The 13,510-nt window shown below is 71.5% G+C and carries 12 protein-coding genes; 1 reads left to right on the top strand and 11 read right to left on the bottom strand.

Going from position 1 to position 13,510, the window contains the following annotated elements; translation table 11 throughout:
* Positions 1-142: 142 nt before the first annotated feature.
* From G5C51_RS33255 to G5C51_RS33205, 11 genes are all read right to left on the bottom strand, one after another.
* On the bottom strand, positions 143-478 hold the full coding sequence (locus G5C51_RS33255; protein ID WP_165242979.1) for an RNA polymerase-binding protein RbpA: 336 nt from the start codon (positions 476-478) through the stop codon (positions 143-145).
* 81 nt (positions 479-559) lie between these two features.
* Complete coding sequence (secG, locus tag G5C51_RS33250; protein ID WP_165242977.1) at positions 560-793, bottom strand: preprotein translocase subunit SecG; 234 nt, start codon at positions 791-793, stop codon at positions 560-562.
* Positions 794-897: 104 nt separating this feature from the next.
* Entirely contained in the window at positions 898-1,674 is a 777-nt protein-coding gene (gene tpiA, locus G5C51_RS33245) for a triose-phosphate isomerase (protein WP_165242975.1), read from the bottom strand.
* 7 nt (positions 1,675-1,681) lie between these two features.
* On the bottom strand, positions 1,682-2,905 hold the full coding sequence (locus G5C51_RS33240) for a phosphoglycerate kinase (protein ID WP_165242973.1): 1,224 nt from the start codon (positions 2,903-2,905) through the stop codon (positions 1,682-1,684).
* A gap of 94 nt (positions 2,906-2,999) precedes the next feature.
* Entirely contained in the window at positions 3,000-4,004 is a 1,005-nt protein-coding gene (gap, locus tag G5C51_RS33235) for a type I glyceraldehyde-3-phosphate dehydrogenase (protein WP_165242971.1), read from the bottom strand.
* A 158-nt stretch (positions 4,005-4,162) separates the two neighbouring features.
* On the bottom strand, positions 4,163-5,140 hold the full coding sequence (gene whiA, locus G5C51_RS33230) for a DNA-binding protein WhiA (protein ID WP_165242969.1): 978 nt from the start codon (positions 5,138-5,140) through the stop codon (positions 4,163-4,165).
* Entirely contained in the window at positions 5,131-6,168 is a 1,038-nt protein-coding gene (locus G5C51_RS33225) for a gluconeogenesis factor YvcK family protein (protein WP_165242967.1), read from the bottom strand. The genes whiA and G5C51_RS33225 overlap by 10 nt, the downstream gene beginning before the upstream one ends.
* 14 nt (positions 6,169-6,182) lie before the next feature.
* On the bottom strand, positions 6,183-7,139 hold the full coding sequence (gene rapZ / locus G5C51_RS33220) for an RNase adapter RapZ (RefSeq protein WP_206314606.1): 957 nt from the start codon (positions 7,137-7,139) through the stop codon (positions 6,183-6,185).
* Between the two features lie 23 nt (positions 7,140-7,162).
* Entirely contained in the window at positions 7,163-9,139 is a 1,977-nt protein-coding gene (uvrC, locus tag G5C51_RS33215; RefSeq protein WP_165242963.1) for an excinuclease ABC subunit UvrC, read from the bottom strand.
* Between the two features lie 61 nt (positions 9,140-9,200).
* Entirely contained in the window at positions 9,201-12,179 is a 2,979-nt protein-coding gene (locus G5C51_RS33210) for an AAA family ATPase (RefSeq protein ID WP_165242961.1), read from the bottom strand.
* Between the two features lie 40 nt (positions 12,180-12,219).
* On the bottom strand, positions 12,220-12,714 hold the full coding sequence (locus G5C51_RS33205; protein WP_165242959.1) for a Rieske (2Fe-2S) protein: 495 nt from the start codon (positions 12,712-12,714) through the stop codon (positions 12,220-12,222).
* Between the two features lie 89 nt (positions 12,715-12,803).
* On the opposite strand from G5C51_RS33205, the gene G5C51_RS33200 reads away from it, so the two are divergent.
* On the top strand, positions 12,804-13,510 hold a 707-nt coding region (locus tag G5C51_RS33200; protein ID WP_165242957.1), incomplete at its 3' end, for a PfkB family carbohydrate kinase.

Here is a 13,510-nt window from a genome sequence, read left to right as displayed (position 1 = left end):
GCCCAAGGTTCGCGCCGGGCCGGGGTGAGGGTGGGCCGGGCCAGGGAGAGGGCGGGCCGAAACGCGCATGGCCCGGCACAAAGGCCGGGCCATCGAGTTCAAAGTGGGCGGAGGACAGGGGCAGCGCGCGCCCCCGTCCACATCAAATCTCGCCGCGCAGCTTCGCCAGCGCTTCCGCGAGGATCGCCTCGCCATCCTCATCGCTGCGGCGCTCGCGGACATACGCCAGGTGCGTCTTGTACGGCTCCGTACGCGGCGGGTCCGGCGGGTTCTCCCGGTCCTGGCCCGCCGGGAATCCGCAACGGGGGCAGTCCCAGGTCTCCGGGACCTGCGCGTCGCTGGAGAAGCTGGGCCGGGTCTCGTGCCCATTCGAGCACCAGAAGGAGATGCGCAGGCGCGGAGCTGACTCGCCGCGCTCGGCCTCCCCCATCGGCCCCGCTCCGACCCGGCTGCCCCGGATCGCGTTGCCACTTGCCACGGTCGTACTCCCTGCTGACGGTGCTTCGCTGCTTCGAGAAGTCGCCTCAGTCTACGTACCGTTCGGCGCAGCGCAGCATCGCTAGTCGAACTTCATCAGCAGACCGAGCACGACAATAATCGCGAACCAGATCAGACCGACAACGACCGTAATGCGGTCGAGGTTGCGCTCGGCGACGGAAGACCCGCCGACCGAGGACTGCATGCCGCCGCCGAACATGTCGGAAAGGCCGCCGCCCTTGCCCTTGTGCATGAGCACCAGCAGCATCAGCAGCCCGCTGAAGACGATGAGGGCGATGGAGAACGCGGTGATCACGGGCGGACCAACTCTCTAGACGGCGGATGGCACGGACAAAAGTCTCGGAACAAAAGTCTACGGGGGCCGGCCCGTAAACCGGCCCCCGACAGAGTACGTGACCCTTACTGGTCCCGGAAGCGGACGATCTTGACGAACTCGTCGGCGTCCAGCGCGGCGCCCCCGATCAGGGCCCCGTCCACGTCCGGCTGCGCCATGATCGCGGCGACGTTCCCGGACTTCACCGAGCCGCCGTACTGGATCCGCACCGCATCCGCCAGCTCCTGGCTGTACAGCTCGGCCAGCCGGCCGCGGATCGCCCCGCAGACCTCCTGGGCGTCCTCGGGGGTGGCGACCTCGCCGGTGCCGATGGCCCACACCGGCTCGTAGGCGATGACGATCGTCTCGGCCTGCTCGGCCGGGATACCGGCCAGCGCCCCGTCGACCTGAGCCAGCGTGTGCGAGACCTGCTCGCCCGCCTTACGGACGTCCAGGCCCTCCCCCACACACAGGATCGGGACCAGGCCGTGCTTGAAGGCGGCCTTCACCTTGGCGTTGCAGACCGCCTCGTCCTCGCCGTGGTACTGGCGGCGCTCGGAGTGGCCGATCGTCACGTAGGTGCACTTCAGCTTGGCCAGCATCGGGCCCGAGACCTCGCCGGTGTACGCACCGGAGTCGTGCGCGGAGAGGTCCTGCGAGCCGTACTTGATCTTCAGCTTGTCGCCGTCGACCAGGGTCTGCACCGACCGCAGGTCGGTGAAGGGGGGCAGGACGACGACCTCTACGGCCTCGTAGTCCTTGTCGGCGAGTGCGAAAGCGAGCTTCTGGACGTGGGCGATGGCCTCAAGGTGGTTGAGGTTCATCTTCCAGTTGCCCGCCATGATGGGCGTACGGGAAGTCATGGTGGGGTCAGTCCTCCAGTGCGGCGAGGCCGGGGAGCGTCTTGCCCTCGAGGTATTCGAGGCTGGCGCCGCCGCCGGTCGAGATGTGGCCGAACTTCGACTCGTCGAAGCCCAGGATGCGGACGGCTGCCGCGGAGTCACCGCCGCCGACGACCGTGAAGGCGTCGCCAGAAGTGGATGCAGTGGTCAGCGCCTGTGCGACGGCGCGGGTGCCCTCGGCGTAGTCCGGGTGCTCGAAGACGCCCATCGGGCCGTTCCAGAAGACGGTGGCCGCGTCGGTGATCTTCGAGGCGAAGAGCTTACGGGACTCCGGGCCGATGTCCAGCCCCTCTAGGTCCGCGGGGATGGCGTCGGCGCCGACGGTGACCGGGTTGGTCGGGGCCTGCGCCTTCAGGTCCGGGAAGTCCGGGGCGGCGACGACGTCGGTCGGCAGCACGAACTCAACGCCGCGCGCCTTCGCCCGCTCCAGATAGTCCTGGACCGCCGGGACCTGGTCCTCCTGCAGCAGGCTCTTGCCGACCTCGTGGCCCTGGGCCTTGAGGAAGGTGTACGCCATGCCGCCGCCGATCAGGATGCGGTCGGCCTTCTCCAGCAGGTGGTCGATGACGCCCAGCTTGTCGGAGACCTTGGCGCCGCCGAGCACGACCGCGTACGGCCGCTTGACGTCCTCGGTGAGCTTCTTGAGGACCGTCACCTCGGTCTCGATGAGGTAGCCGACGGCGTGCGGGAGGCGGGCCGGCAGGTCGTACACCGAGGCGTGCTTGCGGTGCACGGCGCCGAAGCCGTCCCCGACGTAGACGTCCGCCAGCTCGGCGAGCTGGTCGGCGAAGGCGCCGCGCTCGGCGTCGTCCTTGCTCGTCTCGCCGGGGTTGAACCGCAGGTTCTCGAGCAGCGTGACCTCGCCGTCGCCGAGCCCGGCGACGGTGGCCCTCGCGCTCTCGCCCACCGTGTCGGTGGCGAACGCCACCGGCCGGCCGAGGAGCTCGCCCAGCCGCTTGGCGACCGGGGCGAGGGAGAACTGCGGGTCGGGCGCGCCCTTCGGGCGGCCGAGGTGCGAGGCGACGATCACGCGGGCGCCGGCCTCGGCCAGCTTGGAGATCGTCGGGGTGACGGCCCGGGCGCGGCCGTCGTCGGTGATGGTGTCGCCATCCAGCGGCACGTTCAGGTCGGCGCGGACAAAGACGCGCTTGCCCGCGACTCCGTCGCTGAGGAGGTCGTCAATCGTCTTCATGAGAGGTGCGCTCCAGCTTCTGCTTCACAGAAAGAAAAGAGGCCCGCCGCCGGGGCGGCGGGCCTCAATCACCGGCACTGGGATCGCGAAGCGATCAGAGCTGGTTGCCGACGAAGGTCGTCAGGTCCACCAGGCGGTTGGAGTAGCCCCACTCGTTGTCGTACCAGCCGACGATCTTGACCTGCTTGCCCTGGGCCATCGTCAGCAGCGAGTCGAAGGTGCAGGACGGCGGGGTGTTCACGATGTCGGAGGAGACGATCGGGTCCTCGGTGTACTCGAGGATGCCCTGCAGCTGGCCGTCGGCGGCCTTCTTGAAGGCGGCGTTGACCTCCTCCGCGGTGACCTCGCGGTCCAGCTCGATGACCAGGTCGGTCACGGAGCCGGTCGGGACCGGCACGCGCATCGCGATGCCGTCGAGCTTGCCCTTGAGCTGCGGGAGGACCAGGGCGGTGGCCTTCGCGGCACCCGTCGTGGTCGGGATGATGTTCTCCGCGGCGGCGCGGGCGCGGCGCAGGTCCTTGTGCGGGAAGTCCAGGATGCGCTGGTCGTTGGTGTACGCGTGGACCGTGGTCATCATGCCCTTGACGATGCCGAAGTTCTCGTCGAGAACCTTGGCCATCGGCGCCACACAGTTGGTGGTGCAGGAGGCGTTCGAGATGACGTGGTGGTTCGCCGGGTCGTACTGGTCCTGGTTGACGCCCATCACGATGGTGATGTCCTCGTCCTTGGCCGGAGCCGAGATGAGGACCTTCTTGGCGCCGCCGGCGATGTGCTTCTCGGCGTCGGCCTTCTTGGTGAAGATGCCGGTCGACTCGATGACGACGTCGACACCCAGGTCGCCCCACGGGATCTGGGCCGGGTCGCGCTCGGACAGCACCTTGATGGTATGGCCGTCGACGGTGATCGTGTCGGCGGTGTGGGTCACCTCGCCCTTGAACTTGCCGAGGATCGTGTCGTACTTCAGAAGGTGCGCGGTGGTCGCGGTGTCACCCAGATCGTTGACCGCCACGACCTCGATGTCGGCCCCCTGCTCCTTGAGGGCGCGGAAGTAGTTGCGGCCGATACGGCCGAAGCCGTTAATGCCTACGCGGATCGTCACGAACCGATCTCCTCGTTGGTTCGCCGGGGCGTCGCGGCCCGGCGTGCTGTATATGGGATGTCCCCGACCAATCCCGACCCTACCGCTCCCGGCGCGGGGACCTCACATCGGGAGGGCCTTACCTGCGGGTAGCCCCCGCCGGCTGGTACGGCAGGACCTCAGCCGACCATTTCCTCGGTGAGGTTCGACTCGGTCCCGGGAATCCCCAGGTCAGAGGCCTTCTTATCGGCCATGGCGAGCAGCCGGCGGATACGTCCCGCGACCGCGTCCTTGGTCAGCGGCGGGTCGGCGAGGGCGCCGAGCTCCTCGAGGGAGGCCTGCTTGTGGTCCATCCGCAGCCGGCCGGCGGCGGCCAGGTGCTCGGGAACGTCGTCGGCGAGGATCTCCAGCGCCCGCTGCACCCGGGCGCCCGCCGCCACGGCGGCGCGGGCGGAGCGGCGCAGGTTGGCGTCGTCGAAGTTGGCCAGCCGGTTGGCGGTGGCGCGGACCTCGCGGCGCATCCGCCGCTCCTCCCACTGCAGCACCGAATCGTGAGCGCCCAATCGGGTGAGCAGGGCGCCGATGGCGTCCCCGTCCCGGACGACGACGCGGTCGACGCCGCGGACCTCGCGGGCCTTCGCCGGGATGCCGAGCCGGCGGGCGGCGCCGACCAGGGCGAGCGCGGCCTCCGGGCCCGGGCAGGTGACTTCCAAAGAGCTGGACCGGCCCGGCTCCGTAAGCGAGCCGTGGGCCAGGAAGGCGCCGCGCCAGGCGGCCTCCGCGTCGCAGGTGGCGCCGGAGACGACCTGCGGGGGCAGCCCGCGGATGGGACGGCCGCGGCCGTCGACGAGGCCGGTCTGCCGGGCCAGCTGGTCGCCGCCGGCGACCACCCGGATGACGTACCGGCTGCCGCGGCGCAGTCCGCCCGGGGCCATCACGATCAGCTCCGAGCTGTGCCCGAAGATCTCCAGGATGTCCTTCTTCAGGCGGCGGGCGGCGTACGTCTGGTCCAGCTCGGCCTCGATCACGATCCGCCCGCTGACCAGGTGGAGGCCGCCGGCGAACCGGAGCGTCGAGGAGACCTCCGACTTCCGGCAGCACGTCCGGGTGACGGGAAGCCGGGAGATCTCATCCTTCACCGCTGCCGTCATCGCCATGGGCCGATCCTTCCATGCATCCGAAAAATCCGGTCGTACGCGGCTGCCAGCAGCTCCGGGTCGTGCCTGGGGCTGCCGTCGGGGGCCGCGACCCCTGCCAGCTCCACCGAAGCGCCGAGCGCCCTGGCCGCCTGCTTCAGCCGGTCGCCGTCCGGCACTGCATCCTCGTCGGCCAGCACGACGTCGAAGGCGAGTTTAGGGGCGTGTCGCCGCAAAACATCCAAATGACGTTGCGGGGAAAATCCTTCCGTTTCTCCGGGCTGGGGGGCCAGGTTCAGTGAAAGGACCTTCCGGGCGCGGGTCTCGTTGAGCGCGTCGAGCAGGTCGGGGACCAGCAGATGGGGGATGACGGAGGAGAACCAGGAGCCCGGGCCGAGCACCACCCAGTCCGCCGCCAGGATCGCCTCGATCACCTCGGGCACGGCCGGCGGGTCGTGCGGATCCAGGTGCACCTGCTGGACCTCGCCGGGGGTCAGGGCCACGTTCGCCTGGCCGCAGACCGTACTGATCTCGTCGGGTCTCTCCTGGTCATGCCCGCGCACCAGCGCCTGCAGCTCCAGCGGTACGGCCGACATCGGCAGCACCCGCCCCTGGGCGCCGAGCAGCTTGCCGACCAGGTCGAGGGCCTGGACGTGGTCGCCGAGCTGCTCCCAGAGGGCGACGATCAGGAGATTGCCCACCGCGTGGTCGTGCAGCTCGCCCTTGGAGACGAAGCGGTGCTGAATGACCTCCGCCCAGGTCTGGCCCCAGTCGTCGTCGCCGCACAGCGCCGCGAGGGCCTTCCGCAGATCGCCGGGCGGCAGCACCCCGAGCTCGTCGCGCAGCCGGCCGCTGGAGCCGCCGTCGTCGGCGACGGTGACCACAGCCGTGAGGTCGCCGGTGATGCGGCGCAGCGCGGCGAGGGACGCGGACAGGCCCATGCCGCCGCCGAGGGCGACGACCTTGGGCTGCGCGCCCCAGCGGCCGGTGCCCCGGCGGCGGAGCCGGAGGGTGCGGCCGTTCGGGATCTTGGCGGAGATGCGGGTCATGCGGGGGCCTTGGGTCACTCGCGACCCATGTCGCGATGGACGATGACGGTCTCGACACCGTCCGAGGCCAGCCGGCGGGCCAGCTTCTCGGACATGGCGACGGAGCGGTGCTTGCCTCCGGTGCAGCCGACGGCGACGGTCACGTAGCGCTTGCCCTCGCGGCGGTAGCCGGTGGCGATGAGGCGGAGCAGCTCGGCGTAGCGGTCGAGGAACTCCTTGGCGCCGGGCTGGTTGAAGACGTACTGCGACACCTCGTCGTTGAGCCCGGTGAAGGGGCGCAGCTCCGGGACCCAGTGCGGGTTCGGCAGGAAGCGGCAGTCGACCACCAGGTCGGCGTCGACCGGCAGGCCGTACTTGTAGCCGAACGACATGACGGTGGCGCGCAGCTCCGGCTCGTCCTCGCCCGCGAACTGGGCGTCGAGCTTCGCGCGCAGCTCGTGCACATTGAGGCTGGAGGTGTCGATCACCAGGTCGGCGTCGCCGCGCAGCTCCCTGAGCAGGTCGCGCTCGGCGTCGATGCCGTCGACGATGCGGCCGTCGCCCTGCAGCGGGTGCGGGCGGCGGACCGACTCGAAGCGCCGGACCAGGGCCTCGTCGGAGGCCTCCAGGAAAACGATCCGGCGGGTGACGGCCTTCGCCTTCAGGTCGGCGAGGGACTCCTTGAGGTTGTCGAAGAAGCGCCGGCCGCGGACGTCCACCACCACCGCGATACGGGCCACATTGCCCTGCGAGCGGGCGCCGAGGTCCACCATCGTGGGGATGAGGGCGGGCGGCAGATTGTCCACCACGAACCAGCCGAGGTCCTCCAGGCACTTCGCGGCCGTGGACCGCCCGGCTCCGGACATGCCGGAGATGATCACCAGCTCCGGGATGGCGGCTTCGGCTGCCTCGCCGGCCTCGATCGATGTGCCCGTACTCACCTGATCTTCACCCTTGCCTTGCTGGTCCTGCTCTTCGTGCTGGTCGCCCATGGTGCCCCCGATGTCCTTTTGGTTCAGTCTTCCTCAATGATCTCGCCGGTGGCGGTGTTGACCGCCGGACCTGCGGGCGCGGCCTGGGCCAGCGCCACCGCGATGGTCTCCGCCGTCTTGCGGCCGATGCCAGGGACCTCGCAGATCTCGTCAAGGGTCGCAGCCCGCAGCCGTTTCAGTGAACCGAAGTGCTTGAGCAGCGCCTTCTTACGGGTCTCGCCCAGGCCCTGCACCGCGTCCAGCGGCCCGGCCCGGAAGCTCTTGGCGCGCTTCTTGCGCTGGTACTGGATCGCGAAACGGTGCGCCTCGTCCCGGACCCGCTGGAGCATGTAGAGCCCCTCGGAGGTGCGCGGCAGCACCACCGGGTCGTCCTGGTCCGGCAGCCAGACCTCCTCCAGGCGCTTGGCGAGCCCGCACACGGCGACGTCGTCGATGCCCAGCTCGTCGAGGGCCTTCTGTGCCGCGGCGACCTGCGGCTGCCCGCCGTCGACGACGACGAGCTGCGGCGGGTACGCGAACTTCTTGGGGCGGCCGGTCTCGGCGTCCCGGGCGCCGTCGGGGGCGTCGGGGCCTTCTTCGTCGCCCCACTCCCCCGTGCGCTGCTTCTCCGCCAGATAGCGCTTGAAGCGTCTGGTGATCACCTCGTGCATCGCCCGGACGTCGTCCTGGCCCGCGAAGGACTTGATCTCGAAGCGGCGGTATTCGCTCTTACGGGCCAGGCCGTCCTCGAGGACCACCATGGACGCCACCACGTCGTCGCCCTGCAGATGCGAGATGTCGAAGCACTCGATGCGCAGCGGCGCCGAATCCAGCTCCAGCGCGTCGGCGATCTCCTCCAGGGCGCGGGAGCGGGTGGTGAGGTCGGAGGCGCGCTTGGTCTTGTGCAGGATGAGGGCCTGCTTGGCGTTGCGCTCCACCGTCTCCATCAGGGCCCGCTTGTCGCCGCGCTGCGGGATCCGCAGGTCGACGCGGCCGCCGCGGCGCTCCTCGAGCCAGGCCCGTATCGGCGCGGCGGGCTCGGGGACGGCGGGGACCAGGACTTCCTTGGGGATGGTGTCGCCGGTCTCCTCGCCGTAGAGCTGCTGCAGGGCGTGCTCGACGAGGCCTGCCGTGTCGACCGCCTCGACCTTGTCCGTGACCCAGCCGCGCTGGCCGCGGACCCGGCCGCCGCGGACGTGGAAGATCTGCACCGCGGCCTCCAGCTCGTCCTCGGCGAGAGCGATGAGGTCGGCGTCGGTGGCGTCGGTGAGGACGACGGCGTTCTTCTCCATGGCGCTCTTGAGCGCATTGATGTCGTCGCGGAGGCGGGCGGCCTTCTCGTATTCCATGTCCTCGGCGGCGTCCTGCATCTGCCGCTCCAGGCGCTTGAGATACGCGCCGGTCCGCCCGGCCATGAAGTCGCAGAATTCCTCGGCCAGTTCGCGGTGCTCTTCTGCGGTGACGCGGCCGACGCAGGGGGCGGAGCACTTGCCGATATAGCCGAGCAGGCAGGGGCGGCCGATCTGCTGGGAGCGCTTGAAGACGCCTGCGGAGCAGGTGCGTACGGGGAAGGCGCGCAGCATCAGGTCGACGGTCTCGCGGATGGCCCAGGCATGTGCGTACGGGCCGAAATAGCGGACGCCCTTCCGCTTGGGGCCACGCATCACCTGGACCCGCGGATACTCCTCCTGCATCGTCACCGCGAGGGACGGATAGCTCTTGTCGTCGCGGTACTTGACGTTGAACCGCGGGTCGAACTCCTTGATCCAGGAGTACTCCAGCTGCAGCGCCTCAACCTCCGTGGAGACCACGGTCCACTCGACGGAGGCGGCGGTGGTGACCATCGTGCGGGTGCGCTGGTGGAGATTGGAGATGTCCTGGAAATACGAGGACAGGCGCTGGCGGAGGCTCTTGGCCTTGCCGACATAGATCACTCGGCGGTGCTCGTCCCGGAACCGGTACACCCCAGGCGAGTCGGGGATCTGCCCGGGCTTGGGACGGTAGGTGGAGGGATCGGCCATGCAGCCACCCTACTGGTCAGCGGGGACAACCCGGATGGGCCGGGGCGGCCCTTGCCGGGGCTCAGCTGCCGGCTTGCGGCTGCTGCTCGATCAAGCCCTCGCGGTAGGCGACGGAGACCGCTTCGGTGCGGCTCGCGGCATGCAGCTTGGCGAGGATGTTGGAGACGTGGACGCTCGCGGTCTTGCCGCTGATGTAGAGCTCCTCGCCGATCTGCCGGTTGGTGCGGCCGCGGGCGAGCAGCGCCAGCACATCGCGCTCGCGGGCGGTGAGCACCGCCTCGCGGTCGGGGGCGGCGGCGTCGCCGAGCCGGCCGCGGCGTATCAGCGCGTCCACGTCGGCGAGCAGCGGCGCGGCGCCCAGGCCGACCGCCGTCGTACGGGCCGCGACCACCACGGCCGCCGCCTCATCGCGGCGGTCCTCACCGAGCAGCGCCTCCGCCAGCCGCCGCTCGCAGCGCGCCCGCTCGTATACGTCCCCGAGCCCGGCGAACGCCGCGACGGCCTTCTCCCACAGCGCCGCCGCCGGCACCCCCTCGGCGCGGGCCAGCTCCGCCTCCGCGCGCAGCAGCCAGGCCTGGCCCTCGGGCCCCTGCGGCTCGTCGCTGAATACGCCGCGCTCCGCGGACCTGCGGGCCAGCGCGGTCAGCTCGGCGGCCTCGCCGGACCAGCGGGCGGCCGCGGGCGCGTCGCCGGTCAGCCGGGCCTCGACGGCGGCGTCCGCGACCGCGGCGAGCGCCAGCGAGGCGAGCCGGACATTGGCGTCGGAGCCCTCGGTGTCGGCGTCCTCGGTGAGCGCGACGATGGCGGTCCGCAGGGCGGCGACGGTCGCCTCGGCGCCTTCGCGCTGCGCGGCGTGGTCGATGAGCACGACATGCCCGACGAGCGCGGCCATCCAGTCGAAGGGCAGGGCCAGCAGCGACCTGGCCCGCTCGACCGTGTCCGCCAGGCCACGCGCCGCGGCCACGTACAGCGCGGGGCCGACGACGAAGCCGCCGGCCGCCGGCAGCCGCTCGGTGTCCGCCTCGGCCGCCGCCAGGCAGTCGTCCCAGCGGCCGCTGGTGTAGAGCACGAGGAGCTGCAGATAGCGCATCTCCAGCGAGTACGGCGAGGAGATCAGGCCCAGGCTGCGGGCGCGGTCCCGGCCCTCCTCGAGCCAGCGCAGGCACGGCTCCAGCTCGCCCGCCTCGTAGCTGCCGATGGCCAGGTTGAACAGCGCGCGCAGCTCGATGCCGGCATTGCCGGCGCCGCGGGCGAGTTCGCGGGCGTGCTCGATCTGCTGCCGCCCCTCGGGGGTGCGCCGGTTGGACTTGGTGCGGAAGCCGACGGAGATGATCAGGTCCGCCTGGGCGTCGGCGACGCCGAGTTGCTCCGCCACCGCCAGCGCCTGCAGGCCGACGCGCTGGGCGGTCTCCAGGTCGCCGACCTGGTTCGCCGCCAGGACGTGGGTGGCCGCCGCCCAGACCCAGGTGCGGCTCGGGGGGTCGGCGGGGATGAGGGAGAGCGCCTCCGAGCTGTAGCGGAACGCGTCCGTCATGTGTTCCGTACGGATCAGATTGCCCGCCAGCGTGTAGCGCACCCGGGCGGCCAACTCGGCGTCGCTGTCGGAGCCGAGGCGGGCCAGCGCGTCCCGGGTCAGGCCCACCGCGCGGTGCGCCTCGCCCGCGCGGGCGGCGGCGCCGGAGGCGCGCAGCGTCAGCGGCACCTCGCGCAGCCCCTCGGGCCGCTGCGCGGGCTCCACGGAGCGGAACAGGTCGAGCGCCGCCTCCACATGCCGCAGCTCCTCGGCCGGCGCCCCGACCGCCTGCGCGTGGTCGGCGGCCTCCAGGGACGCGGTCAGCGCGCCGGGCAGGTCATGGCTCGCCTGCGCGTGGTGCGCCCGCTCGGCGGCGGTCTCGCCGGACCGGCCGCCGCCGTCGAGCAGCTTGGCGAACACGCCGTGCAACCGCACCCGTTCACCCGGCAGCAGGTCCTCGTAGACCGCCTCGCGGATGAGGGCGTGCCGGAAGGTGTACGTATCGCGGTCGCCGGAGATCAGCAGCTGATGCCCGATGGCCTCGCGCAAGGCCGAGTCCAGCTCGGCGTCGGGCAGGTCGGCGGCGGCGGACAGCAGGTCATGCTCCACCCGGCGGCCGGCGACGGCGGCCGTGCGCAGCACCTGCTGGGCGATGCCGGAGAGCTGCTCCAGGCGGATCAGCAGCACATCGGCCAGCCCGCTGGGCAGGGCGCCGCCGTCCGCGGCGGCGGCGAGGAGCTCCTCCGCATAGAACGCATTGCCCTCGGCGCGCTCCACGATGCTCCGCACCGTGGCCTCCGGAAGCGGGGCGCCGTCCGCGCCGTGCAGCACCTGCACCAGCCGGCTGACCTCATCGTCGGGCAGCGGCGCCAGCTCGAGCCGCTCGACGCCGGGCAGCCGGACCAGCTCGGCGAGCAGCGGGCGCAGCGGGTGGCGGCGGTGCAGGTCATCGCTCCGGTACGTGGCGAAGATCGCCAGCCGGTGGGTCGGCGCCCCTCCGGTGGCGGGCCGCTGCAGCACGGCGCGGCTCAGCAGGAAGCGGAGCAGGTCGCGAGTGGACTGATCCGCCCAATGCAGGTCCTCGATCACCAGCAGCAGCGGCGCTACGGCGCCGAGGTCGGCGAGCAGCGCGGCGAGGTCCTCGAAGAACGACATCCGCTCGGCGCCGCTGTCCGCGGGCCCCACCCCCGAGCCCAGGCCGAGCAGCCGGTCCACGGCGGGGTGCGCGGCGAGCGCCTCGGCGAAGCGGCCGTCGGCGGCGAGGGCGCGCAGAATCTCGGTGAACGGCAGGTAGGGCAGCCCGACATCGCCGAGGTCGACGCACTGCCCGGTGAAGACGGTCATGCCCTCGGCCGTGGCCCGCCCCGCGGCCTCGCCGAGCAGCCGGCTCTTGCCCACGCCGGCGTCGCCCGCGATCACCAGGGCCCGGGCCTCCCCGGCGCGGGCGCGCTCCAGCAGGCCGGTGAGCCGGGTGAGCTCCCGCTCCCGGCCGACCAGCGGGGCGTCGAACGCTGTCAGCTGCGGCACGTGGCCATCTTTGCACGTAGCACCGACAGTGGCCGATGGGTTAACCGGCGATGATCTTGCCGCCCTTCACCTTCACCGGGACCGTCTCCAGCGGCACCTGCGCGGGGCCGCGGGTCGGCTCGCCGTTCGCGGCGTCGAAGCGGCTGCCGTGGCAGGGGCAGATCAGCTCGTCGCCCTTGATGTTGGTGATCGTGCAGCCCTGGTGCGTGCAGACCGCCGAGTACCCCTTCAGCCCGCCGCCCTGCTCCCGTACGAGCACGATCTTCTGCTGCTTGTACAGCTTCGCGCCCTTCGCCGGCGCCTCGGACTCGGGGCCGAGCTCTACGGGGGTGGGGCCGGTGGCCTTGCCGCCGCCCTCGCCTTCGCCTTCGCCCTGTGCGCCCTCGCCGCCGGCGCCGGAGCCGCTCTCCTGGCCGCAGGCGGTCAGGGCGGCGGTGCCGGCCAGTGCGGCGGCGGTGCCGAGGACGGTGCGGCGGGCGGGGGTGGGTGGCTGCTGCTCCTGGCTGGGCAGGTGGCTGGGCACGTGGCTGGGCATGAGGGTCTTGCTCTCCTGTCCGTGTGTACGGGGTGTACGTGGGGGCGCACGGGGGTGGTGCCGTCGGCCCGTACGACGATACTGGGCGGGTGATCGTGGTAGGCGGAGAAGCATTCATCGACCTGGTCCCCGGCGGCGACGGCCCTGACGGGCTGCCCCTGCTCCAACCCGCGCGCGGCGGCGGCCCGTACAACACGGCGGTGGCCCTCGGCCGGCTGGGCGCCTCGGTGGCGTACTGCTCGCGGGTGTCGACGGACGCCTTCGGCGCGTCGCTGGAGGCGGGGCTGCTGGACGCCGGGGTCGACATCTCGCTGCTGCAGCGCGGCGACGAGCCGTCGACGCTGACGGTGCCGGGCCTGTCGGCGGACGGGTCGGCGTCGTACAGCTTCTATGTGCAGGGCACGGCGGACCGGCTGTTCGCTTTGCCGGGAGCGCTGCCGGAGGGCGTGCGGGCGCTGTGCGTCGGGACCTGCTCGATGGTGCTGGAGCCGGGGGCGAGCGCGTACGAGGCGCTGCTGCGGCGGGAGGCGGGGCGAGGGGTCTTCACGCTGCTTGATCCGAATATCCGGCCTGGGCTGATCCCGGATGCGGAGGCGTATCGGGAGCGCTTCCGGGGGTGGCTGCCGGATGTGGCGATGCTGAAGCTTTCGGTCGACGATGCGGAGTGGCTGGCGCCTGGGCGGGATGTGTTGGGTGTGGCCAAGGAGTGGCTGGCTGCTGGGCCTGAGGTGGTCGTGCTGACGCGGGGTGGGGACGGGCTGGTGGCGGTGACTTCGTCGGGTGGGGTGTACGAGGT

The sequence above is a fragment of the Streptomyces coryli genome, assembly GCF_011044975.1.
Classification (GTDB): domain Bacteria; phylum Actinomycetota; class Actinomycetes; order Streptomycetales; family Streptomycetaceae; genus Streptomyces; species Streptomyces coryli.
Note: the sequence above shows the minus strand (reverse complement) of the source record. Positions and strands in the feature narration are given on the sequence as shown.

Bases quoted from the DNA above. Each gene is read 5' to 3' on its own strand.
- G5C51_RS33240 (WP_165242973.1), bottom strand. From the start codon at position 2,905: ATGAAGACGATTGACGACCTCCTCAGCGACGGAGTCGCGGGCAAGCGC.
- tpiA (WP_165242975.1), bottom strand. From the start codon at position 1,674: ATGACTTCCCGTACGCCCATCATGGCGGGCAACTGGAAGATGAACCTC.
- whiA (WP_165242969.1), bottom strand. From the start codon at position 5,140: ATGGCGATGACGGCAGCGGTGAAGGATGAGATCTCCCGGCTTCCCGTC.
- uvrC (WP_165242963.1), bottom strand. From the start codon at position 9,139: ATGGCCGATCCCTCCACCTACCGTCCCAAGCCCGGGCAGATCCCCGAC.
- G5C51_RS33205 (WP_165242959.1), bottom strand. From the start codon at position 12,714: ATGCCCAGCCACGTGCCCAGCCACCTGCCCAGCCAGGAGCAGCAGCCA.
- rapZ (WP_206314606.1), bottom strand. From the start codon at position 7,139: ATGGGCGACCAGCACGAAGAGCAGGACCAGCAAGGCAAGGGTGAAGAT.
- G5C51_RS33225 (WP_165242967.1), bottom strand. From the start codon at position 6,168: ATGACCCGCATCTCCGCCAAGATCCCGAACGGCCGCACCCTCCGGCTC.